The sequence below is a fragment of the Streptomyces sp. NPDC026575 genome, from assembly GCF_055567415.1.
On the sequence record NZ_JBVHQM010000002.1, the window covers coordinates 111,898 to 133,754 of the forward strand.

Consider the following 21,857-nt stretch of genomic DNA (forward strand, 5'->3'; position numbering starts at 1 on the left):
GGGCCCGGACCGTCCCTCCGGGCCCCAGTGTGGCCCGGAGCCCGTCAGACGGCTCCCGGGCCCTCGATCCGCGCATGGCGGCCGATCCAGGCGTGCATCGCGATGGCGGCCGCCGCCCCCGCGTTGATCGAGCGGGTCGAGCCGAACTGCGCGATCGAGCAGACCCGCGAGGCGTGCCGGCGCGCCTCCTCGGTCAACCCCGGCCCCTCCTGGCCGAACAGCAGCACACAGCGGCGCGGCAGCTCGGTGGTCTCCAGCGGCACGGACCCGGGGAGGTTGTCGATCCCGATGATCGGCAGTTCCTCGGCCGCCGCCCAGGCGGTGAGATCCGCCGTGTCCGGGTGGTGGCGGACGTGCTGGTAGCGGTCGGTCACCATCGCGCCGCGGCGGTTCCAGCGGCGCTGCCCGACGATATGGATCTCCTTGGCCAGGAACGCGTTCGCGGTCCGTACGACCGAGCCGATGTTGAAGTCGTGGCCCCAGTTCTCGACAGCCACATGGAAGTCATGGCGGCGGGTGTCGAGGTCGGCGACGATCGCCTCGCGCGTCCAGTAGCGGTACTGGTCGACGACGTTGCGGCGGTCGCCGTGCGCGAGCAGCTCGGGGTCGTAGCGGGCGTCCTGCGGCCAGGGCTCCGGGTGCGGACCGACGCCGATCTGCGTCCCGTAGCCCTCGTCGTACTGGAGGGGCTCGGCGGGGGCGGTTTTCTCACTGCTCACCCCACGAGCGTATGGCCACCGCCGCCGTGCTCGGTACGGGCCGGCGGCACACCGCCGTCGGATCCGGCGCCCGCCCCGGGGGAGCCGCCGCGCGAGAAGAGCCGTTTGCGCAGGCCCACGACGCGGGCGGAGAGCCAGGTCAGGAAGTTCGTCGGCAGGAAGACCGCATCCGCCGCGATCATCGCGAGCGAGAAGAACGGCAGCCCCAGGAGGAACGCGATCGAGAGGTGCTCGCAGATCATCACGACCAGCAGCACGTTCTTCAGGCGCCGGTTGAAGAGCGTGAACGGGAAGGCGACCTGGACGATCACCGTGCCGTAGGTGAGCAGCATGACCATCAAACCGTTGCTGCCGAGCAGGTCGGACAGCCCCGGCCAGGGCGAGAAGTAGTCCAGGTGCATCGGGTAGAAGACCGCGGTGCCGTCCTGCCAGCGCGTGCCCTGGATCTTGTACCAGCCGGCCGTGGCGTAGATCAGGCAGACCTCGACCATGATCACCAGCAGTGCGCCGTTGTGGGCGAGCTTGGCGAGCGTGTCGAGGACGATGCGCGGCTCCCCGGGGGCGTGGCGCCGCACCGCCCACCACAGGCCGTGCGTCACCCACAGGCCCCACAGGACCAGGCTCCAGCCGATGTGCGGGAACGGGCCGTTGTCGAACCAGTTCAGGCCGTGTCCGCCGGACAGCTGGGCGACGGCCAGGCCGAGGCCCAGCACGGCCCAGAGCACGACGCCGGGCAGATCGCGGGCGGGCCGCTCCCCCTCGGCGGACTCCGCCCGCTTCGCACGGCGCGCGTCCAGCGACCAGACCTGCCCGCACCGGGTCAGCACGAGGTACATCGACATCAGGTGGATGACGTTGTCGCCGCCGTCGCCTATGAAGATGCTGCGGTTCTGCAGCGAGAGCACGCCCACCATGAAGAGCACCGACATGGTCCGGGTGCGCCAGCCGAGCATCAGCGCCGCACTGGCCGCGACGGCCAGGAGGTAGACGATCTCGAACCAGCCGCGCCCGTCGGACCACAGCAGCGCGGAGAAGGCGTGATTGGCGTCCAGGAGCCGGCGCGCCATGTCCAGGCTCCAGGGGCCGTCGGGCCCGTAGAGGGTCTGGCGGTGCGGCCACTCGCGCAGCAGGAACAGCAGCCAGGTCGCCGAGAAGCCGATCCGGATCACAGCGGTCTGGTACGGGGCCATCGCCCGGCTGGTGACACGGCCGAAGGCGCGGCCGATCACGCGCTCGATGCGGGTCTCCTCGTAGGGAGCGGGCGTCTCCTGGGGCGGCTGCGCCTCCCGGGACGCCTGCTGCTCCTGCTGGACTTGCTGCGCCTGCTGCGGCACGTCGGTCGACTCCGTGAGATGCGGGGGCAGTGATGCGGACGATGCGCTGTGCGGTGGCTGCGGCGTCGGTGACGTCACTGGTTCTTCGCCCCCTCGGGCAGGTCCTTTGCGGTGACCTGCCACCAGGGCAGCACGCGGTACACGGGCTTGTCGCTGATCTTCTCGGTGCTCCACGGCGGCGGGCTGACCGGCGTCGTCTGCGAACGGACCTGGATCTGCTGGACGCGCGCGCCGCCGCTGGTCCACTCCTGGGACATCCGGAGCATCACGATCCGCCGGATGTAGCGCTCGGCCAGCTGCCCGCGCGGGCCGACGGCGCGGTTCTGCGCGTCGTGGCTGTTGACCAGGAGCTCCCATCCGCGGCGCAGCTGGTTCTGCTGGGTGTGGCTGGGAACGGGATTGTGGCGGATGGCCTGGCCGTCGCGGGCGGTCAGATCGGTCCAGCCGGTGTTCCGCGCGGTGCCGTCCTCGGTGCGCAGCTGCGCACGGACCTGGACCGCGATGTTCTGCTGGAGGGGGTTGGGCGCGAACAGCTTCCAGTTCTGCTCGTACTCGGGATAGACGTAGTCGCTGATCAGGGCGCCCTGCTGCTTGCTGAGCGTGTTCGATGGCGCGACGTGCAGAAACATCATCGCGAGATGGATGGCGACCGCGACGGCGACGGCGCAGGCGGCCACGCCTATGACGATCCGCGAGGGTAGCGAGAGCGCGGCCACCGACCGCGTTTCGTCCCCGTATGACTGCATTCCCGCCCCGTTCCCAGATTCCATGCGGTCGACTCCGCTTCGGAACCGTACCTACGCGGCCGCACCGGGCACACCCTCCCCTGGGTTATCCACAGGCTTGACACCCGCGGCCCGCCCACTCACCATTGAACCGAACGATCGGTCGGTCGGGAGCGAGGGGGCACCACATGACGACGATCGCGCCGGAGGAGACGGCCAGCGAGGCCGTATTCGAGGCCACCGTGGCCGCGGACGAGCGCATCGAACCGCGGGACTGGATGCCGGACGCCTACCGCTCGACACTCGTGCGGCAGATCGCGCAGCACGCCCACTCCGAGATCATCGGCATGCAGCCGGAGGCCAACTGGATCACCCGGGCGCCGTCGCTGCGCCGCAAGGCGATCCTGATGGCGAAGGTGCAGGACGAGGCCGGCCACGGCCTGTATCTCTACAGCGCCGCCGAAACCCTCGGCACCGGCCGCGACGAGCTGCTCGACAAGCTGCACTCCGGCCGCCAGAAGTACTCCTCGATCTTCAACTACCCCACCCTGACCTGGGCCGATGTCGGTGCCATCGGCTGGCTGGTGGACGGCGCGGCGATCACGAACCAGGTCCCGCTGTGCCGGTGCTCCTACGGCCCCTATGCCCGCGCGATGGTCCGTATCTGCAAGGAGGAGTCCTTCCACCAGCGACAGGGCTATGAACTCCTGCTGACCCTCAGCCGCGGCACACCGGCCCAGCACGACATGGCGCAGGACGCGGTGAACCGCTGGTGGTGGCCGTCCCTGATGATGTTCGGCCCGCCGGACGACGAGTCGTCGCACTCCGCGCAGTCCATGGCCTGGAAGATCAAGCGGCACTCCAACGACGAGCTGCGGCAGCGCTTCGTCGACATCTGCGTCCCCCAGGCCGAGGCCCTCGGACTCACCCTCCCCGACCCCGACCTGGTGTGGAACGAAGAGCGCGGCCACTGGGACTTCGGCCCGATCGACTGGGCCGAGTTCCGGGAGGTCCTCAAGGGCAACGGCCCCTGCAACGAACAGCGGATAAGCCGCCGCCGGCGGGCTCATGAGGAAGGCGCCTGGGTGCGCGAAGCCGCCGCCGCACACGCGGCCAAGCACGGGAAGGCCGGCCGATGACGACACACCGCCCCACCGAGACCCCGGCAGCCGACGGGGGAGCGACCACCGCGCCCACGGACTGGCCCCTGTGGGAGGTCTTCGTGCGCAGCCGCCGCGGCCTCTCCCACACCCACGCCGGCAGCCTCCACGCGCCGGACGCCGAAATGGCCCTGCGCAACGCCCGCGACCTCTACACCCGCCGCTCCGAGGGCGTCTCCCTGTGGGTGGTGCCCTCCGCGCAGATCACCGCCTCCTCCCCGGACGAGAAGGACGCCTTCTTCGAACCGTCCGGCGACAAGCCCTACCGCCACCCGACCTTCTACGAGATCCCGGACGGGGTGCATCACCTTTGATGAACGCCACGGCCACCCCGGCCCTGCCCCTCGGGGACGACGCCCTGATCCTCTCCCACCGCCTGGGCGAGTGGGCCGGCAACGCCCCGGTCCTGGAAGAGGAGGTCGCACTGGCCAATATCGCGCTGGACCTGCTCGGCCAGGCCCGGGTGCTGCTCTCCCTGGCCGGCGACGAGGACGAACTGGCGTTTCTGCGCGAGGAGCGGCAGTTCCGCAACCTCCAGCTGGTCGAGCAGCCCAACGGCGACTTCGCCCACACCATCGCCCGCCAGCTCTACTTCTCCACCTACCAGGAGCTGCTGTACGAGCGACTCGCCGAGGGCGAGAGCGAGTTGGCCCCGCTGGCCGGCAAGGCCGTCAAGGAGGTCGCCTACCACCGCGACCACGCCGAGCAGTGGACGCTGCGCCTGGGCGACGGCACCGACGAGAGCCACACCCGGATACAGCGGGCCCTGGACGCCCTGTGGCAGTTCACCGGCGAGATGTTCGCACCGGTGGAAGGACTGGAGTCGGTCCCCTGGCCGGCCCTCCACGACACCTGGACGACCCGCATCACCGCCACCCTCGGGCGGGCCACCCTCGCCGTCCCCGAAGGCCCCCGGCACGGCGCCTGGACGGCCGGCGCGGGCCGCCAGGGCCTGCACACCGAGTCGTTCGGACGACTGCTCGCCGAGATGCAGCACCTCCACCGCAGCCACCCGGGAGCGACATGGTGACCACCACCGCCCTCGAAGAGGAACTGCTGGCGCTCGCCGGCTCCGTTCCCGACCCCGAGCTGCCCGTCCTCACCCTCGCCGAGCTCGGCGTAGTGCGCGACGTACGGCTGACGGCCCCGGACCGCGTCGAGGTCCAGCTCACGCCCACGTACACCGGCTGCCCCGCCATCGAGGCGATGTCCGCCGACATAGAACGCGTACTGCACGACCGCGGCATACCCGAGGTCGAGGTCCGCACGGTCCTCAGTCCCCCGTGGACCACCGACGCGATCACCGCCGAGGGCCGCCGGAAGCTGGCCGAATTCGGCATCGCCCCGCCGCGCCCCGCGGGCCCGGCCGGCGGACCCATCACCGTCGACCTCACGATCCGCTGCCCGCACTGCGGATCGACCGACACCACTCTGCTGAGCCGGTTCTCCTCCACGGCGTGCAAGGCACTGCGCCGCTGCGAGTCCTGCCGTGAACCCTTCGACCACTTCAAGGAGTTGTGATGTTCCACCCGCTCCAGGTCCGGGAGATCGAGCGGCTCACGGACGACGCGGTGGCCGTCACCTTCGCGGTCCCGCCCGAGCTGCGCACGACGTTCCGGCACACCCCCGGGCAGCACATCGCGCTGCGCAGAACGGTCGACGGCCAGGAGATCCGCCGTACGTACTCCATCTGCACCCCCGCCACCGACGAGCCCGTACTGCGCGTGGGCATCCGCCTCGTCGAGGACGGCGCCTTCTCGACCTACGCCCTCAAGGAACTGGCGGTAGGCGACACGGTGGAGGTCATGGCCCCGGCCGGGCGGTTCACCCTCGCACCACGCCCGGGCCACTTCGTCGGCATCGTCGGCGGCAGCGGCATCACCCCTGTGCTCTCCATCGCCGCCACGCTCCTGGCCCAGCAGCCGGACGCCCGCTTCTGCCTGCTGCGCAGCGACCGCACGGCGGCCTCGACGATGTTCCTGGAGGAGGTGGCCGACCTCAAGGACCGCTATCCCCAGCGCTTCCAGCTCATCCACACCCTCTCCCGCGAGGAGCAGCAGGCCGGCCTGCCGTCCGGCCGCCTCGACGAGACCCGGCTGCGCTCCCTCCTGCCCGCCCTCCTGCAGATCGAGTCCGTCGACGGCTGGTACCTCTGCGGCCCGTACGGCCTGGTCCAAGGAGCCGAGCGCGCCCTGCGCGCCCTCGACGTGCCCCGATCCCGTATCCACGAAGAGATCTTCCACATAGACAACGGCGCCCCGGCCGTCCCGGCCGCCGCCACCCCCGCGCACAGCACCGTCACCGCCACCCTCGACGGCCGCTCCGGCACCTGGCCGGTCCACGACGGCGAGCCCCTGCTCGACGCGGTGCTCCGCAACCGCGCGGACGCCCCCTACGCCTGCAAGGGCGGAGTCTGCGGCACCTGCCGGGCCTTCCTGGTCTCGGGCGAGGTCCGCATGGACCGCAACTTCGCCCTGGAATCGGACGAGGTCGACGCCGGCTACGTCCTGGCCTGCCAGTCCCATCCGGTCACGGAGAAGGTCGAGCTGGACTTCGACCGTTAGCGCCGGGTGCGATGCCCGAGCGCACACCACACCTCAACCCGACCGCAGCCCCGCGCCTTTGACCGCCCTCCGTCCCCACCATTCCCAATTCCTGCAACCTGTTCTACCTTGACGCTTCGTCAGATCAAGGCGCCGCGTGGGAGGACAGACCAGTGGACTTCACCTTCACCGAGGAGCAGCAGGCCGCCGTCGAGGCGGCGAGGGCCGTCTTCTCGGGGGTCGCTCCGGACGGCGTGCCCAGCCCCGCGCTCACCGCGGGCGCGGTCGCCGACGATTTCGACCGCCCCCTGTGGCGCAAGCTCGCCGATGCCGACCTGCTGAGCCTGCCGATCGCGCCCGAGCACGGCGGCGCGGGCCTCGACCCGATCGCACTCTGCCTCGTCCTGCGCGAGTCGGCCAAGGTCCTGGCACGGGTCCCACTGCTGGAATCCGGCGCCGCCGCACTCACCCTCCAGCGCTACGCCGCCGACGAGCTGCGTAGCGAAGTGCTGCCTCCCATCGCCGCCGGGGACCTGGTCGTGACCGTCGCCTCCGCCGGCCGCACCGGCCACGAGCCGGCCGAGCTCGCCGTGACCGCCCGCCAGGAGGGCGCCGACTGGATCCTCGACGGCACCCAGACCGCCGTCCCCTGGGGGAGCACCGCGGACCGGATCCTGCTGCCCGCCCACACCACCGACGGCCACGCCGTACTCGCCCTCATCCGCCGCGCCCACCCCGGCGTCACCCTCGACGACCAGATCTCCACCAGCGGAGAGCGCCATGCCGAGGTCCGGCTGGACTCCGTGCGTATCGGCGCCCGCGAGATGATCGGCGACCCCGCCGCATGGCAGTCGCTGCGCCATGTCCTGACCACGGGCACCTGCGCGCTCGCCCTGGGCCTGGGCGAACGCGTACTCGCGATGACCGGCGACTACACCGGCAAGCGCGAACAGTTCGGGTACCCGGTGGCCACCTTCCAGGCCGTCGCCGTGCAGGCCGCCGACCGCTTCATCGACCTGCGCGCCATGGAAGCCACGCTCTGGCAAGCCGCCTGGCGCATCACCACCGACGCCCCCGGCCCGCTACCGGCCGCCGGAGACGTCGCGGTCGCCAAGATCTGGGCCTCCGAAGGCGTACGCCGCGTCGTCCAGACCGCCCAGCATCTGCACGGCGGCTTCGGCGCGGACACCGACTACCCCCTGCACCGCTACCACGCCTGGGCCAAACAGCTCGAACTCTCCCTCGGCCCCGCCGCCGCCCACGAAGAAGCCCTCGGCAACCTGCTGGCGTCGCATCCACTGGGCTGAGGCCGAGCCCGGCCCCGGCTAGACGACCGTGCCCGAGCCGCCCTTGCCGTCCGACACCGGACGGCCGGCGGCCTCCCATGCCTGCATGCCGCCCGCGACATTCACCGCGTCGATGCCCTGCTGGAGCAGATACTGCGCCACCTGCGCGGAACGCCCGCCGACCCGGCACAGGACATACACCTTGCCGTCCTCGGGCGCCGCCTCGGTCAGCTCCCCGTAACGGGCGACGAACTCGCTCATCGGGATGTGCAGCGCACCCTCGGCGTGCCCGGCCGCCCACTCGTCGTCCTCACGCACGTCCAGGAGGAAGTCGCCGGACGAGAGCGCATCGACGGCGACCGTGGGTACAGAACCAAATTGCATGCTCACGACGCTACCCGACGAGCTGCGCGAGGTACGCCTCGCGCTCTGCGACATCGGCGAGCAGCTTCTCGGCGATCTCGTCCAGCAGCGCGTCCGGGTCCTCCGGCGCCATCTTGATCATCGAACCGATCGCGCTGTCCTCCAGCTCGGCGGCGAGGGCGGCCAGCAGTTCCTTGCGCTCGGCCAGCCACTCCAGCCGGGCGTAGAGCTCCTCGCTCTCGCTGAGCCGCTCCTCGACCGGGGCGGGACCGGCCTCCCACTCCCGCGCGAGCTCCCGCAGCGCCGCCTCGTCGCCCTGCCCGTACGCCATGTTGACGCGCGCGATGAACGCGTCGCGGCGTGCCCGCTCCGTCTCGTTCCGTGCCAGGTCGGGGTGGGCCTTGCGCACCAGGTCGCGGTAGACCTTGCGGGCCCCCTCGCTGGGCCGCACCTTCTCCGGCGGCCGCACCGACCGCTCGGTGAGCATCGCCTGCGCCTCCGGGAACAGCCCCTCCGACCCCATCCAGCCGTGGAACAGCTCCTCCACCTCCGGCATCGGCAGCACCGACGCCCGTGCCTCCCGCGCCTTACGGATGTCCTCGGGGTCGCCCGTACGCGCCGCCACGGCCTCGGCAATCTGCGCATCCAGCTCGTCCAGCCGCGTGTACATGGGGCCGAGCCGCTGGTGGTGCAGGCGGGAGAAGTTCTCCACCTCGACCCGGAAGGTCTCCACGGCGATCTCGAACTCGATCAGCGCCTGCTCCGCGGCGAACACCGCCTTCGCCAGCCGCCGGGTCGCCTCGTCCTGAGCGGCCTGCGCACCCGGCTCGGCGCCCGGCGCGGCACCCGGCCCGGCGTCCGGCTCGTCCCCGGCCGGCCCGGCTGGCCCGGCTGGCCCGGCTGGCGAACCCGCCTCGGCGTCCTGGCGCGCCCCCGGCTCATCCGAGCCCGCGACCTGATCCTCCCGGCCGCCGCCGTACCCGGCCTGGGCACCGCCCTGCCCACCACCGCGGGCGTCGGGTGCCTGCGAACCACCCTGGGCGCCCGATGTCCCCGGTGCGTCCGCTTGGTGCTGGCCGTCCTGCGCGTTCTCCGCGTGCGAGTTCGTCACCCGGTCAGCGTACGGCCCAAGCCGGGGTTGATTCCTGCGCCCCATGCCGGGGCTGGTACGTCCGCGCCATGCAGGGCTGGTACGTCCGCCCCGCGCCGGGTGGGGGCCTCTGTCCCGTGGGGGCCTCTGCCCCGTGGGGGCCTCTGCCCCGTGGGGGCCTCTGCCCCGTGGGGGGCCTCTACGCCATGCCGGGGCTGGCTCTGTGCGTCATGCCGGGGCTGGTTCCTGTGCCGCCTTGAGATCGCCGGTCGCTTCGCTTCCTCTGGTGCCTTCCCCTCCCCCCGGGGGCCCCTCCCCCACCCACCCACCACCGCCACAACCATCACGGCCACCGCCGCCACCACCGTTGCGGCCACCGCCGCCGCCATCACCGCCGTCGCCGTCGCCCAGCCAGCCGCCAGCCGCCAGCCGCCAGCCGCCAGCCGCCAGAGCCTGCCAGCGCGCGCCGCGACGTACCCCGTAGCCCCATCCGCAGCCACAGCCACAGCCACAGCCACCCTGAACGAACCAGCCCGGCATCGCCCCCAGGACCACGAGGTTCGGACGGTCGATGAATGCCGCTTCGTCCCCAGAGCGCCGGCTCCGGACCGCCAGCCCGCGCCGTTCCCAGCCCACCGGGCCAGGGCGGCGAGCCCGGCGCCGTCGCCACCCCGCCATGCGTCGACCGCCAGCCCGCGTGGCCCCCAGCCCTCAGACTCGCCGTCGGCCCCGGCCCGTACGACGAGCCAAGGCCCGCCCATACGGCGAACCCAAGCCCAGCCGTGGCGCCCGCCCCAGCCTCCTCAAGCAGGCAGCGAGCCAGCCTCCTCAGGCAAGGCGGCGGACCCAAGCCCACTCAGCCCGCCCAACGCCCAGGCCCAGGCCCAGCCTGATGGCCCCCAGCCCCCGAGGCCGTGGCCGACCCAGCCCCCTCCCGGGCAGCCGGTCAATGCACAGCCGGACGACCGGGCAGCCCCTTCAGCTCCTCAACCTCTTCCGCCCGGACGACGAACGACAGCCCAGCCCCCGGCGATCACCACAGCCATCCAGCCGCGCCCTCACACGTCACGCCGCCCCCATCTCACCCACCTCACGCGCCTCGGGCACGCCACTCAGCTCATGCCTGCCACGCAGGTCATGCACCTCTGCTGGCCATGCCCGCCCTCATACCCCCAGCTCAGCCGCGATTCGGCCCGTCTTCACCGCGGTGGCCAAGGCTGCATGGTCGGCCTCCGTGCGGTCGGCGTAAGCGAGGGCGAACCTTGCCACGGCCTCGTCCAGCTCCTCGTTCTTGCCGCAGTAGCCGGCCAGCAGGCGCGGGTCGGCGCTGTGCGCGTGGGCTCGGGCCAGGAGGGCGCCGGTCATCCGGGCGTAGTCGTCCATCTGGGCGCCGGACAGCTGCGCCGGGTCCACGCTGCCCTTGCGGTTTCTGAACTGCCGGACCTGGAAGGGGAGTCCGTCCATGAGCCCCTCTTCCGGGCGACCGGCTCCGGCTGCTGCCCCGCCCCGGCCGGGCGACGCTATGTCCTGCACCGTCGTCCAGCCCAGCAGGATGTCGCTGACGACCTGCATCCGGCGCTGCCCGAGCACCACTCGGCGCCCCTCGTGTATCGCCGACGGCATGGGGAATCCGGCCTTCTCCACATACGGTGCCAGCACCGAGGCGCGCGCCTCCTTCACCTGCAGCACCAGCGGCTCACCCTGGTGATCCAGCAGCAGCACCACATACGACCGCAGGCCGACACTGCCCGTGCCGACCACGCGGAAGGCCACATCGTGCACCGCGTACCGGGACAGCAGCGGCAGCCGGTCATCGGGCAGCGTCTCCAGGTAGTGGGCCAGTGACGCGGCCACCGCTGCGGCTTCCGCATCCGGCACCCGCCGCAGCACCGGCGGCGCATCCACGAACCGCCGCCCGCCGTCCGCCGTCTGCTCCGTGGACTTCGCCGCGAACCGCGCGCTGGTGTTCTTGCGGGCCTTGGCCGACACCCGCTCCAACGTCCCCAGCAGATCCCGGGCGTCGGTGTGCGAGACCAACTCCTCGTCGGCGATGGCGTTCCACGCCTCGGTCACCGGCAACTTGGCCAGCAGCCGCATGGTGCGCCGATACGCGCCCACCGTGTCCAGCGCCGCCTTGCGGCAGTCGTCCTCGCCGGCACCCGCCTCCCGGCCGGCCAGCACCATCGACGTCGCCAGCCGCTTCACGTCCCACTCCCACGGCCCGTACACGGTCTCGTCGAAGTCGTTGAGATCGATGATGAGACCACCGCGGGCATCGCCGTAGAGACCGAAGTTGGCGGCGTGCGCGTCCCCGCAGATCTGCGCGCCGATGCCGGTCACGGGGCTGTTCGTCAGGTCGTACGCCATCAGGCCCGCAGAGCCGCGGAGGAAGGCGAAGGGGCTGGCGGCCATCCGGCCGACCCGTATCGGCGTCAGCTCGGGCAGTCGTCCGGCGTTGGACGCCTCGACGGCCCCGACCGGATCCGGCCGCCCGGCCGCGATCGAGAGCGCGCCCTGCTCGGAGCGGGGCAGGCGCTCCCGCAGCGCCCGGCCGGCGGCCTTGGGCGACGGCCCCGAAGGACCCTGCGCCTCCGCCCTCGCAAACCCCGGTACGTACGGCACACGCGACATGGCGGGCCACCTCCCCCTTCACGACCTGCGTCTCTCGTGTCGTCTCTCGTGTCCTGCCTACGCGTCGGCCTGCCGAGCGGTCCCGGCTTGCCGACGAGCAACGACGTTACCGACACTTCGCCAAAGCCCGCACAGCCTGTGGATAACTATCCGGCGGCGCCAGGGACCAGGACTCCAGAACCCCCACCGCAGTTCCAGCCCAAGCCGAAGTCCAAGCCCAAGCCACAGCCGAAGCCCAAGCCAAGAGCCACAGCACCGTCCGCAGCCCGATCCGCAGCCGAATCAGAAGCAACCGCCGTGGCGGGGCACCGCTGCGGTCTCCCGGCGCCGCGCCACGGCAACCGCCACGACCACGGCGATCACCGCCCCCTACACACCCACCGCCTCCTCCAGCTCCTCCTCCAGGTCCTCGTCCGCAGCCCCCGTCGGCTGCCGCGGCGACACGGTCGCCGCCACCGCGGCAGCCGCCACCGCCGCCGCGTTGGCCGCCGTCTCCGCCTCCGCCGCACGCCGCCGCTTCTCGGCCAGCGCCGCCGCACCGACCGTCAGCACGCCGACGACCAGCCACCACACCAGCGTCCAAAGGTGCCCGGACAGGCCGTAGCCGTCGAAGTAGACATGGCTGCGGGTGCCCTCCACGAAGCCCGCGCCGTTCCAGAAGGAGTGCAGAGCCGCGAAGAACCCGTTCTGCATCTCGGGGCGGAAAATCCCGCCGGAGGAGGTGAAGTTGAGCATCACGAAGAGAGCCATCACGCCGAGCGTCGTCCAGCGCTTGAGGAACGTGTGCAGGCCGGTGCCGATCAGCAGGATGCCGGCGGAGTAGAGCCACGCCATGCCCCACACGCCCCACAGGCCGTGGTCGACGAGGTGGAAGACGGGGCCCGCGAACGCCGCGCCGATGAGGCCGACCACAAAGGACGTGCCGATCGCCAGCGCCGCCCGGAGCCGGAGCGGCAGCACGGCTCCGGCGCCGCCGATCACCGCGACCGAAGCGTACGAGCCGATGCTGAGCGCTACCAGGAGGAAGAAGACGCCCTGCCCGGTGGGGTCGTCCTCGGCGGTCGGCGCCACGTCGGTGACCTTCAGCGGGGCACCCTGCTGCACGGCTAGGGGAGTGAAGATCTTCTGCACGACGGAGGCGCTGGTGTCGGACCCGGCGGTCGCCACCAGCAGCTCGGGCGCCGGCCTCGCGGAGCCCGCAGCTGCCGCCGCCGCACCCCCCGCGGCACCCGCCGAAGCCGAATCTCCCCTCACCCCATGCGACTTCACGCCCGTCCCGGGCCCGCCGTGCGACGTCGCATGCCGCACGCTCGCACCCTGTACCTTCGCGCCCTGCGCCTTCGCGTCGATCACGTACGCGCCGAAGATCTCCTGGTGCTGGAGCTGCTCGACCGCCGCCGCCCGGTTGCCGACGGTCCGCACCTCCAGCTCGCCATGCGCCCTGTCGTTGATCGACTGAGCGAGCAGCTGAGCGCTCCGGCTCGATCCGACGACCGCCACGGGCAGGTCGTGCGGCGCGGGGTTGGCGAACGCGCCCAGATACGCCAGCCCCATGCCGATGCACATCAGCAGCGGGGTGATCAGGTGCGTCAGGACATGGCGCAGCCCGGTGGAGTGGGCGGGGTGCGCGGAACGGTGGCCGCCGTGTCGTTCGCTTCGGTGGTCGGGACGTCGGACCGTACTCATGGGCAGGCCCTCTCAGGATCGTCGGATCAGCTGTCGCCACTAGGTGTCAGCCGTCGTCCTCGGCACCGCACCATCTAGTTGGCAAATACAACTCTCAATTACGTTGTACTATACAACCACCTCCAGGAAAGGCAAACCGTGACCCACCGCGACGACTCCGTCGAGACCATCCAGCAGGAGATGACCGCGTTCGCCCGACGAGCCCGCGCGGCCGCCGCCCGGATGCATCCCGAGCTGTCGCTGGTCTCCTACACCCTGCTGGCGCACCTCGACGACCAGCACGGATGCCGTGCCACGGACCTCGCGGCGCACTACCTCCTGGACAAGTCCACGGTCAGCCGGCAGATCGCGGCACTGGAGAAACTCGGCTTCGTCGAGCGCCGCGTCGACCCCGACGACCAGCGCGTCCAGGTGCTGCACCCCACCGAGAAGGGCGCCCAGGTGCTCGCCAACGTCACGGCCAGCCGCCGCCAGGCGTTCCATCAGCGGCTGGCCGACTGGGACGAGGCCGACCTCGACCGCTTCGCGACGTACCTGCGGCGCTACAACGCCGCGCAGGAGCGACTCGGGTAAGACCCCCAGGCGCACCAGGCGCCCCTCTCACCCCCGCTGCCGCGGCACTCCCGGAGCGCCGCCGCCCGCCCCCGCTTCGTGCTACTTCCGGAACCGCTCCGGACACTGCCCCCCGTCGGCGAGGTACGTCTCCGCCCAGCGCCCCAGCTCCGCCAGCGCCGGCTCCATCGCCAGACCGGCCTCCGTCAGCCGGTACGAGACGCGCAGCGGCGGCCCCGCGTCCACCTCGCGAAGCAGCAGACCGGTCGCCGCCAGCTCCATGAGGCGGTCGGAGAGCATCCGCTCACTGATCCCGGGAATGGCCCGCCGCAAGTCGGCGAAGTGCACCGGGCCCGGCATCAGGGTGGCGACGATCAACCCCGTCCAGCGCTTCCCGAACAGCTCGAAGACGCGCGTCATGCCGTCGTCGACCTGCCTGCACATCGCCTCGCTGTGGTCCGCCATACACCCAGAGTACCGCCTTCTCGTTGGCTACTGCAGAAAAGTAAGCTCCTGTGTTATTAATAGGGACGTACGGAATTCAACCAGCGGCCGCGCCTCGTCCGACCGCGAACCGAAGGACCGATTCCCATGGCCACGCTTCTGCTCATCGACTCCTCCCTCTTCCCCGAGGGCGGCTCCGCCTCCCGCTCCGTCACCTCGGCCTTCCGCAAGGCATGGGAGGAGCAGCACCCCGACGGCACGGTCATCCACCGCGACCTGGCCACCGACCCGCTGCCGCACCTCGACGGCGTCGCGGCCTCCGCCGCCTTCTCCGACCCGAGCACCCACACCCCCGAGCAGCAGGCCGCCTTCGCGCGCCGGGTCGCGCTCGCCGAGGAGCTGGAGCAGGCCGACGCGGTCGTCATCGCCGCGCCGATGTACAACTTCACGATCCCCTCCACGCTCAAGGCGTGGCTCGACCAGGTGATCATCATGGGCCGCACGGCGGGCGAGACGCCGTCCGCCAAGGGCACCCCGGCCATCGTCGTCGCCAGCCGCGGCGGTTCGTACGCACCGGGCACGCCCCGGGAGTCCTTCGAGTACGTCCAGAACTACCTTGAGGCCGTCCTGAACGGCGGTATGGGCCTCGACGTCGACTTCATCGTCCCCGAGCTCACCATGGCCCCCAGCAACCCGGCGATGGCCGAGCTGGTCCCCCTGTACGAGACCTCCCGCGACAAGGCCCACCAGGACGCGGCCACCAAGGCCAAGGCCCTGGCCGAGCGCCTCGCCGCCTGAGACCCACCACCCGCGCCCGCCCCGGGGGCACCGGCGACACCACCCCACCCGTAGCCCACGCCCCCGGGCCCGCGCCCACCTCATCCGCCGCACCACCCCGCCAACGGGGCCCGTGGCAGACACCACCGGCCACTCTCCCCCGCCGCACCCCTTCCACCACCTACTTCCCCGGCGCCCTTCCCAGCCCGACCGTCACCAGCGCCCCCACCGCGAGCGCCCCGCCCAGCCACATCACGCCCACCGCGCCCCAGCCGTCCGCGGCCCGGCCGCCGAGCAGTGCGCCCAGCGCGATGGCCCCGTTGAACACCGCCACGAACAGCGCGGACGCCGCCTCCCGGGCACCCGGCGCCGCGGCCATCAGCCAGGTCTGGGTACTGACGGACACGCCCCCGTAGGCCAGGCCCCATACGGCCACCAGGACGGCCGCTCCCGGCACCCCGGCGCCGCGCCCCAGCAGCGGCACCAGCAGCACCGCTCCCGCGAGCACCCCGCAGATCACCAGCACCACCGCCCGCGGTGCGCGCGCCGCACCGGCACCGGCAGCGAAGTTGCCCGCCAGGCCCGCCAGGCCGAAGGCCAGCAGCACCGCGCCGATCTGGTCCGCGTGCGCGCCCGCCACCTGCTCAAGAACCGGCCGCACATAGGTGTACGCCGCGAAATGGCCCGTCACCAGGAGCGCCACCAGCAGCAGTCCGGTCCGTACGGACGCGCCGCGCAGCAGCCGGAGCACGCCGTCCAGCCGGACCGCCCGGTCCTCCGGCAGCGGAGGCAGCAGTACGGCCAGGGCGACCGCCACCGCGCCGCAGACCACGGCCATCGCCACGAACGCGGCGCGCCAGCCGCCCAGTTCACCCAGGAACGTACCGGCGGGCACCCCCAGCACCGACGCCGCCGCGACCCCGCTGAAGATCAGGGAGGTGGCCGCCGGGACCCGTCTGCCGGGCACCAGCCGCACCGCGAGCCCCGCAGCGACCGCCCATACCCCTCCCATTCCCAGCCCCACCAGCACCCGTGCCGCCAGCAGCACCGCGGCGTTCGGCGCATACGCCGCGCCAAGGTTCGCCGCCGCCAGCGTGCCCATCAGGGCGGCCAGCACCGCCCGCCGGTCCCGCCGCCCCACCAGCAACGTCAGCACCGGCGCGGCCACCGCCGCGACCAGGCCCGTCACCGTCAGGGTCAGCCCCGCCGTACCGTCCGAGACCCGCAGCTCCCGGCCGATCGGCGTCAGCAGCCCCACCGGCAGCATCTCCGAGGTCACCACGGTGAACGTCGCCGCCGCCAGCGCCCCCACCGCCGGCCAGCCACCGCCCCGTACTCCCGCCGACTCCCTTGAGACTCCACCTGGTTCACGTCCGCGAACCGCCGTCCCGCCCTCACCGTTCGTCATGTCCCCAGCCAACGCCCGCACCCGCCCGGGAACAACGGCCGACTCCTCACCCTTCTATGAGCAGGACTTATCGATCCGGCTCCGAGCAGGACCCATCGATCCGTCGAGCCAGGCCACCGTCCCCCACCACTCCGCGAAGGACCCCATGAGCGGCAGCGGCCCACCGGCCACGACCACCACCGCCCTCCGCCCCGCCCCCGGCCTCGAACTCCGCGAGCTGGAGTGCTTCCTCGCCCTGTCCGAGGAGCTGCACTTCGGCCGCACCGCCGAGCGGCTGTATGTGTCGCAGAGCCGCGTCAGCCAGCTGCTGCGGGCCCTGGAGTCCCGGATCGGCGCCCGCCTGGTGGACCGCACCAGCCGGCGGGTCCGCCTGACTCCGCTCGGCGAGGAGTTCCGTACGTCGCTGCGCCCCGCCTACGACGCACTGCGCGCCACCGTGGAGCGCGCCCGCAGCGCCGCCCGCGGCATCGAGGGCCGGCTGACGATCGGCTTCCAGGGCACCGCGGACGACCGCATCATGCGGGCCATCGACGCCTTCCACCGCCGCCACCCGGCCTGCGCCACCCAGATCGTCGAGATCCCGCTCTGCGACCCCTTCGGCGCGCTGCGCAGCGGCACCGTCGACATCGCCGTCACACTGCTGCCCATGACCGAGCCCGATCTCACCCTGGGCCCGGTCTTCTCCGCCCAGCAGCAGACCCTCGCGGTATCCGTACGCCATCCGCTGGCGGCCCGCCCCACGATCACCGCCGAGGACCTCACCGGCATCGCCCTGATCTCCCCGGGCGGCCCGGCACCCGCCTACTGGCGCGCGGTCCACGCCCCGGCCGCCACCCCTCAGGGCCGCCCGATACCCGCCGGCCCCGAGGTCAGCACCCTGCAGGAGGGCCTCACCCTCACCGCGGCCGACCGCGGCGGGATGCTGCTGTGCCGCCCCACCGCCGAGTACCACGGCCGCCGCGACATCGCCTTCGTCCCCGTCACCGGCCTGCCGGACTCCGTCCTGGGGCTCGTCCACCACACCGAGCGGGAAACGGCCCGCGTCCGCGCCTTCCGCACGGCCGTGGCCGAGACCGCGGAGCCGGCGGAGGACGTCGCAAAGGCCACGTAGGCGAATGAAGGCGATGAAGGTGACAGAGCAAACAAAGAGGCAGAGGCCCAGAGAAGGCAAAGAAGACCAAAGAGACAAAGAAGGCGAATGGCCAGATGAGGGAGAAGGGGGGAGAGGGAAGGCGAGGGAGGCAATAGGCGGGATAGCTCCGACAAAGGGCACGAAGTCCAAAGAGGCAGTTTGCCGAAGATCCTCGGAGCCCCGGACGCCCCCAGAACCCCCGAAGGCGATCCACCCCGCAAGCCCCCGATCGAGCGCCCCGGCCCCGGCCCCGCCCGGGCCCGGCTCCGTACCGTCCCCAAGCCCCGTGACATAGCCAACAGCGTGATGAAGACAACAAGAAACCCCCGGTCTCCGGATTTCTCCGGAGACCGGGGGTCTCATCTGTGCGCGAGGGGGGAGTTGAACCCCCACGCCCTTTCGGGCACTGGAACCTGAATCCAGCGCGTCTGCCTATTCCGCCACCCGCGCATGGGTGCTGCCGTTTGATTCTCTCACGTGATCCGGGGTGTTCCGTCCGGGTCTTGTGCGAGCGCCTTCCGACATCCAGAACATTAGCACGCTGTCAGGGGTGGGTTCACACGCCTTTCCCCTGGGCACCCGGGTCGGGGAGGCAGCCTCCTCGCCTCGGGCATTCGCCGAGTGCCGCCCCTAGGGGTCACACTCGCGGTAGCCGCAACCGGAACGAGGCCCACCCCGGAGGTGGACGGAACGGCTCGTGCCGCACGGTGTCCGGCTCCGGCCCCCGCCCGGCAGGAGTGGTCGGCGGTTGCGGGACACTGTCTTCGGGGCACATCTACGATCGCAGTGCACGAGCAGTGGGCAAGGAGCAGAGCAAGCACCGGGCAACCCTGTGAGGGGCGACACTCGTCCTCAAGGCGGGAAAGGGGAACCAGCCGATTTCCCGAGGCGTGGATACGATCAGTAAGCAGTATCAGGACGACCCGATCAGGACGACCCCGACGAAGGCTGAGGAAGGAGGTGCCCCGTGGGAGTACTGAAGCGTTTCGAGCAGCGTCTCGAAGGTCTCGTCAACGGCACCTTCGCCAAGGTGTTCAAGTCCGAGGTGCAGCCCGTTGAGATCGCCGGCGCCCTGCAGCGCGAGTGCGACAACAACGCCACCATCTGGAACCGCGACCGCACCGTCGTCCCCAACGACTTCATCGTCGAGCTGAGCACCCCCGACTACGAGCGGCTCAGCCCGTACAGCGGGCAGCTCGGCGACGAGCTGTCGAGCATGGTCCGCGACTACGCCAAGCAGCAGCGCTACACCTTCATGGGACCGATCAAGGTCCATCTGGAGAAGGCCGACGATCTCGACACCGGCCTGTACCGCGTCCGCAGCCGTACGCTCGCCTCCAGCTCGTCCCAGGACCAGCCGGGCCCGGCGGCGGCCCGTGCCTCCGCGGGACCCCGCGGCGGCCATGTGAGCCCGCCTCCGATGCCCTCGTCCCCGCCTCCCGGCGGCGCACAGCCCGTACCCCGTACGGCACCGCCCGGTGCAGGACCGCAGCCCTACGCGCAGACCAGGCGCTGGATCGAGATCAACGGCACCCGCCACCAGATCTCGCGCTCCACTCTCGTACTGGGCCGCAGCACCGACGCTGACGTACGGATCGACGACCCGGGTGTCTCCCGGCGTCACTGTGAGATCCGGGTCGGAACGCCCCCCACGATCCAGGATCTGGGTTCCACGAACGGCATCGTGGTAGACGGGCAGCACACCACCCGCGCTAATCTCCGCGACGGCTCGCGGATCGTCGTGGGCAGTACCACCATCGTTTACCGGCAAGCCGAAGGGTGAAGCGGGGGCAATGTCAGAGCTGACCCTCACGGTCATGCGGTTGGGTTTCCTCGCCGTACTGTGGCTGTTCGTCATCGTGGCCGTACAGGTCATCCGCAGCGATCTGTTCGGCACGCGCGTCACACAGCGCGGTGCCGCCCGGCGCGGCGGACCGGATGCGCGCGCGCAGCGCCAGGCCGCCGCGCCCCAGCAGCAGCAGCGCGGCCGCCAGGAAGGCGGCCGCGGCGGCAACCGCCAGCGCCGTGGAGCCCCCACGAAGCTGGTGGTCTCCGAAGGCTCGCTGACCGGCACCACCGTCGCCCTCCAAGGCCAGACGATCTCCCTGGGCCGTGCGCACGACTCCACGATCGTGCTGGACGACGACTACGCGTCCAGCAGGCATGCCAGGATCTACCCGGACCGTGACGGCCAGTGGATCGTCGAGGACCTCGGTTCCACCAACGGCACGTACCTGGACCGGACCCGACTGACGACCCCGACACCGATTCCGCTGGGAGCCCCGATCCGCATCGGCAAGACCGTCATCGAGCTGCGGAAGTAGTACGACAATGAGCGAGCGCAGCGAGCGAGCCGCGGCGGTCCACTCGGCGGACCCGGGCGTGCTCCCGACCGGAGGGTGGGCAGTGTGGCTCGACGAGACCGGCTGTACCCCGAGCCGACGGGTGAGGTGCGCATGAGTCTGTCACTGCGCTTCGCCGCCGGATCGCACAAGGGCATGATCCGCGAGGGCAACGAAGACTCCGGCTACGCCGGGCCGCGCCTGCTCGCCATCGCCGACGGCATGGGCGGCCAGGCCGCCGGCGAGGTCGCCTCCTCCGAGGTGATCTCCACCCTCGTCCAGCTCGACGACGACGTCCCGGGCTCGGACCTGCTGACGTCGCTCGGCAGCGCCGTGCAGCGCGCCAATGACCAGCTGCGGGTGATGGTCGAGGAGGACGCCCAGCTGGAGGGCATGGGCACGACCCTGACCGCCCTGCTGTGGACCGGGCAGCGGCTCGGGCTCGTCCACGTCGGCGACTCCCGCGCCTATCTGCTGCGCGACGGCGTACTGACCCAGATCACCCAGGACCACACCTGGGTGCAGCGGCTGGTCGACGAGGGACGGATCACCGAAGAGGAAGCCACCACCCATCCGCAGCGGTCGCTGCTGATGCGGGCGCTGGGCAGCGGCGATCACGTCGAGCCGGATCTGTCGATCCGCGAGGTGCGGGCCGGCGACCGGTACCTGATCTGCTCGGACGGACTGTCCGGAGTCGTCAGCCACCAGACGCTGGAAGAGACCCTCGCCAGCTACCACGGGCCGCACGAGACGGTGCAGGAGCTGATCCAGCTCGCGCTGCGCGGCGGCGGCCCCGACAACATCACCTGCATCGTCGCCGACGTCCTGGACGTGGACGGCAACGAGACGATGGCCGGGCAGCTCAACGACACCCCGGTGATCGTGGGCGCCGTCGCGGAGAACCAGCACCAGCTCAGCGACCCCAGCACGATGCAGACGCCCGCCGCCCGGGCCGCCGAGCTGGGCCGGCCCGGAGGCCAGCCGGCCCCCGGGGGCGCCTTCGGCCCGCCCGGAAGCGGTGGCCCCGAGGTCGCCGGTCCGCCGCAGGGCTCCTTCGGCGCGTTCATGGACGAGGACTTCGTCAAGCCCAAGCGGGGCAGATGGATCAAGCGGTCCCTGCTCATCGCGCTCGCCCTGGCCGTCGTCGGCGGCGGAGCCTACGCGGGCTACCGCTGGACGCAGACCCAGTACTTCGTCGGCACCAAGGACGACCACGTCGCGCTCTACCGGGGTATCAGCCAGGACCTCGCGTGGATCAAGCTCAACGACGTGGACGAGGACCACCCCGAGATCGAACTCAAGTACCTCCCGCTGTACCAGCGCAACCAGGTCAAGGAGACCATCGCGGTCGACAGCCGTTCACAGGCCGCCGCGAAGGTCAGCGAGCTGAGCAAGCAGGCCAACGCCTGCCGCGGCAAGGAGCAGAGGGAGGCGGCCGAGCGCGAGGCGGCCCGCAACAAGGGCAAGGGCCAGGCGGGCACGCCCACCAAGCCCGGGACGCCCACCAAGCCGGGGACGCCGACGGCCAAGCCCGGTGCCACCGACAAGGCGGGCACGGCCGGAACCCTCGCGGCGACCGTGAACCCGACACCCACACCCACTCCCAGCCAGGCCCCCTCCGAGGAACAGCTGAAGCTGGAAAAGAATTGCAGCACCCAGCAGTGA

At 71.5% G+C, this 21,857-nt stretch carries 21 protein-coding genes and 1 tRNA gene; 12 read left to right on the forward strand and 10 right to left on the reverse strand.

The annotated features are described in order from the left end of the window. Positions 1-44 precede the first annotated feature (44 nt). From ACZ4NB_RS02825 to ACZ4NB_RS02835, 3 genes are read right to left on the reverse strand one after another with little or no spacing between them, the layout of a single operon-like run. Positions 45-719, reverse strand: a complete 675-nt coding sequence (locus ACZ4NB_RS02825; protein ID WP_384424187.1) for a TrmH family RNA methyltransferase — start codon at positions 717-719, stop codon at positions 45-47. Then, positions 716-2,131: an HTTM domain-containing protein gene (locus tag ACZ4NB_RS02830; RefSeq protein ID WP_467657866.1), complete on the reverse strand. Its 1,416-nt coding sequence runs from the start codon at positions 2,129-2,131 to the stop codon at positions 716-718. The genes ACZ4NB_RS02825 and ACZ4NB_RS02830 overlap by 4 nt, the downstream gene beginning before the upstream one ends. Then, the gene (locus ACZ4NB_RS02835) at positions 2,128-2,799 is read right to left on the reverse strand and encodes a DUF5819 family protein (protein WP_393485676.1); all 672 of its coding nucleotides are present in this window, start codon (positions 2,797-2,799) and stop codon (positions 2,128-2,130) included. Before ACZ4NB_RS02835 ends, ACZ4NB_RS02830 begins: the two co-directional genes overlap by 4 nt. A 167-nt stretch (positions 2,800-2,966) precedes the next feature. Between ACZ4NB_RS02835 and paaA the strand changes: the two genes are divergently transcribed. The 6 genes from paaA to ACZ4NB_RS02865 all read left to right on the forward strand — a co-directional run bounded on the left by paaA (position 2,967) and on the right by ACZ4NB_RS02865 (position 7,788). Further along, the gene (paaA, locus tag ACZ4NB_RS02840) at positions 2,967-3,917 is read left to right on the forward strand and encodes a 1,2-phenylacetyl-CoA epoxidase subunit PaaA (RefSeq protein WP_467657868.1); all 951 of its coding nucleotides are present in this window, start codon (positions 2,967-2,969) and stop codon (positions 3,915-3,917) included. Further along, positions 3,914-4,252, forward strand: a complete 339-nt coding sequence (gene paaB / locus ACZ4NB_RS02845) for a 1,2-phenylacetyl-CoA epoxidase subunit PaaB (protein ID WP_393485679.1) — start codon at positions 3,914-3,916, stop codon at positions 4,250-4,252. Before paaA ends, paaB begins: the two co-directional genes overlap by 4 nt. Continuing rightward, positions 4,252-4,968, forward strand: a complete 717-nt coding sequence (gene paaC / locus ACZ4NB_RS02850; RefSeq protein WP_467657869.1) for a 1,2-phenylacetyl-CoA epoxidase subunit PaaC — start codon at positions 4,252-4,254, stop codon at positions 4,966-4,968. Before paaB ends, paaC begins: the two co-directional genes overlap by 1 nt. Continuing rightward, a complete protein-coding gene (paaD, locus tag ACZ4NB_RS02855) occupies positions 4,962-5,459 on the forward strand; it encodes a 1,2-phenylacetyl-CoA epoxidase subunit PaaD (protein WP_467657870.1) in 498 nt (165 codons plus the stop codon). Before paaC ends, paaD begins: the two co-directional genes overlap by 7 nt. Further along, positions 5,459-6,502, forward strand: a complete 1,044-nt coding sequence (locus ACZ4NB_RS02860) for a 2Fe-2S iron-sulfur cluster-binding protein (RefSeq protein WP_467657872.1) — start codon at positions 5,459-5,461, stop codon at positions 6,500-6,502. Before paaD ends, ACZ4NB_RS02860 begins: the two co-directional genes overlap by 1 nt. A 152-nt stretch (positions 6,503-6,654) precedes the next feature. After that, positions 6,655-7,788, forward strand: coding sequence for an acyl-CoA dehydrogenase family protein (locus tag ACZ4NB_RS02865; protein ID WP_467657873.1), 1,134 nt, complete (start codon positions 6,655-6,657; stop codon positions 7,786-7,788). An 18-nt stretch (positions 7,789-7,806) separates the two neighbouring features. On the opposite strand, the gene ACZ4NB_RS02870 is transcribed toward ACZ4NB_RS02865, so the two are convergent. From ACZ4NB_RS02870 to ACZ4NB_RS02885, 4 genes are all read right to left on the reverse strand, one after another. Continuing rightward, positions 7,807-8,151: a rhodanese-like domain-containing protein gene (locus tag ACZ4NB_RS02870; protein WP_467657874.1), complete on the reverse strand. Its 345-nt coding sequence runs from the start codon at positions 8,149-8,151 to the stop codon at positions 7,807-7,809. A gap of 10 nt (positions 8,152-8,161) precedes the next feature. Then, a complete protein-coding gene (locus ACZ4NB_RS02875) occupies positions 8,162-9,241 on the reverse strand; it encodes a J domain-containing protein (RefSeq protein WP_467657876.1) in 1,080 nt (359 codons plus the stop codon). Positions 9,242-10,384: 1,143 nt separating this feature from the next. Beyond that, positions 10,385-11,851 carry a DUF2252 domain-containing protein gene (locus tag ACZ4NB_RS02880; protein ID WP_467657877.1) on the reverse strand — a complete coding sequence of 489 codons (1,467 nt, stop codon included), beginning with the start codon at positions 11,849-11,851 and terminating at the stop codon, positions 10,385-10,387. Between the two features lie 369 nt (positions 11,852-12,220). Then, the gene (locus tag ACZ4NB_RS02885) at positions 12,221-13,537 is read right to left on the reverse strand and encodes an ABC-2 transporter permease (RefSeq protein WP_467657878.1); all 1,317 of its coding nucleotides are present in this window, start codon (positions 13,535-13,537) and stop codon (positions 12,221-12,223) included. Positions 13,538-13,675: 138 nt separating this feature from the next. Between ACZ4NB_RS02885 and ACZ4NB_RS02890 the strand changes: the two genes are divergently transcribed. Continuing rightward, complete coding sequence (locus ACZ4NB_RS02890) at positions 13,676-14,110, forward strand: MarR family winged helix-turn-helix transcriptional regulator (protein ID WP_467657879.1); 435 nt, start codon at positions 13,676-13,678, stop codon at positions 14,108-14,110. 81 nt (positions 14,111-14,191) lie between these two features. On the opposite strand, the gene ACZ4NB_RS02895 is transcribed toward ACZ4NB_RS02890, so the two are convergent. After that, positions 14,192-14,554 (reverse strand): winged helix-turn-helix transcriptional regulator, encoded by a 363-nt coding sequence (locus tag ACZ4NB_RS02895; RefSeq protein ID WP_467657880.1) that lies wholly within the window; start codon positions 14,552-14,554, stop codon positions 14,192-14,194. Positions 14,555-14,680: 126 nt separating this feature from the next. Between ACZ4NB_RS02895 and ACZ4NB_RS02900 the strand changes: the two genes are divergently transcribed. Further along, entirely contained in the window at positions 14,681-15,331 is a 651-nt protein-coding gene (locus ACZ4NB_RS02900) for an FMN-dependent NADH-azoreductase (RefSeq protein WP_467657881.1), read from the forward strand. A gap of 160 nt (positions 15,332-15,491) precedes the next feature. Here the strand turns inward: ACZ4NB_RS02900 and ACZ4NB_RS02905 are convergent, their stop codons facing one another. Then, positions 15,492-16,718: an MFS transporter gene (locus tag ACZ4NB_RS02905; RefSeq protein ID WP_467657883.1), complete on the reverse strand. Its 1,227-nt coding sequence runs from the start codon at positions 16,716-16,718 to the stop codon at positions 15,492-15,494. 145 nt (positions 16,719-16,863) lie between these two features. Between ACZ4NB_RS02905 and ACZ4NB_RS02910 the strand changes: the two genes are divergently transcribed. Next, the gene (locus ACZ4NB_RS02910; protein WP_467657884.1) at positions 16,864-17,829 is read left to right on the forward strand and encodes a LysR family transcriptional regulator; all 966 of its coding nucleotides are present in this window, start codon (positions 16,864-16,866) and stop codon (positions 17,827-17,829) included. Between the two features lie 387 nt (positions 17,830-18,216). Here the strand turns inward: ACZ4NB_RS02910 and ACZ4NB_RS02915 are convergent. Further along, positions 18,217-18,300, reverse strand: a tRNA-Leu gene (locus tag ACZ4NB_RS02915). Between the two features lie 517 nt (positions 18,301-18,817). Here ACZ4NB_RS02915 and ACZ4NB_RS02920 point away from each other — a divergent pair. The 3 genes from ACZ4NB_RS02920 to ACZ4NB_RS02930 all read left to right on the forward strand — a co-directional run bounded on the left by ACZ4NB_RS02920 (position 18,818) and on the right by ACZ4NB_RS02930 (position 21,857). Continuing rightward, on the forward strand, positions 18,818-19,633 hold the full coding sequence (locus tag ACZ4NB_RS02920; RefSeq protein WP_467657885.1) for an FhaA domain-containing protein: 816 nt from the start codon (positions 18,818-18,820) through the stop codon (positions 19,631-19,633). A 10-nt stretch (positions 19,634-19,643) separates the two neighbouring features. After that, positions 19,644-20,174, forward strand: a complete 531-nt coding sequence (locus ACZ4NB_RS02925; protein ID WP_467657886.1) for an FHA domain-containing protein FhaB/FipA — start codon at positions 19,644-19,646, stop codon at positions 20,172-20,174. A gap of 132 nt (positions 20,175-20,306) precedes the next feature. Then, positions 20,307-21,857, forward strand: coding sequence for a PP2C family protein-serine/threonine phosphatase (locus tag ACZ4NB_RS02930; protein ID WP_467657888.1), 1,551 nt, complete (start codon positions 20,307-20,309; stop codon positions 21,855-21,857).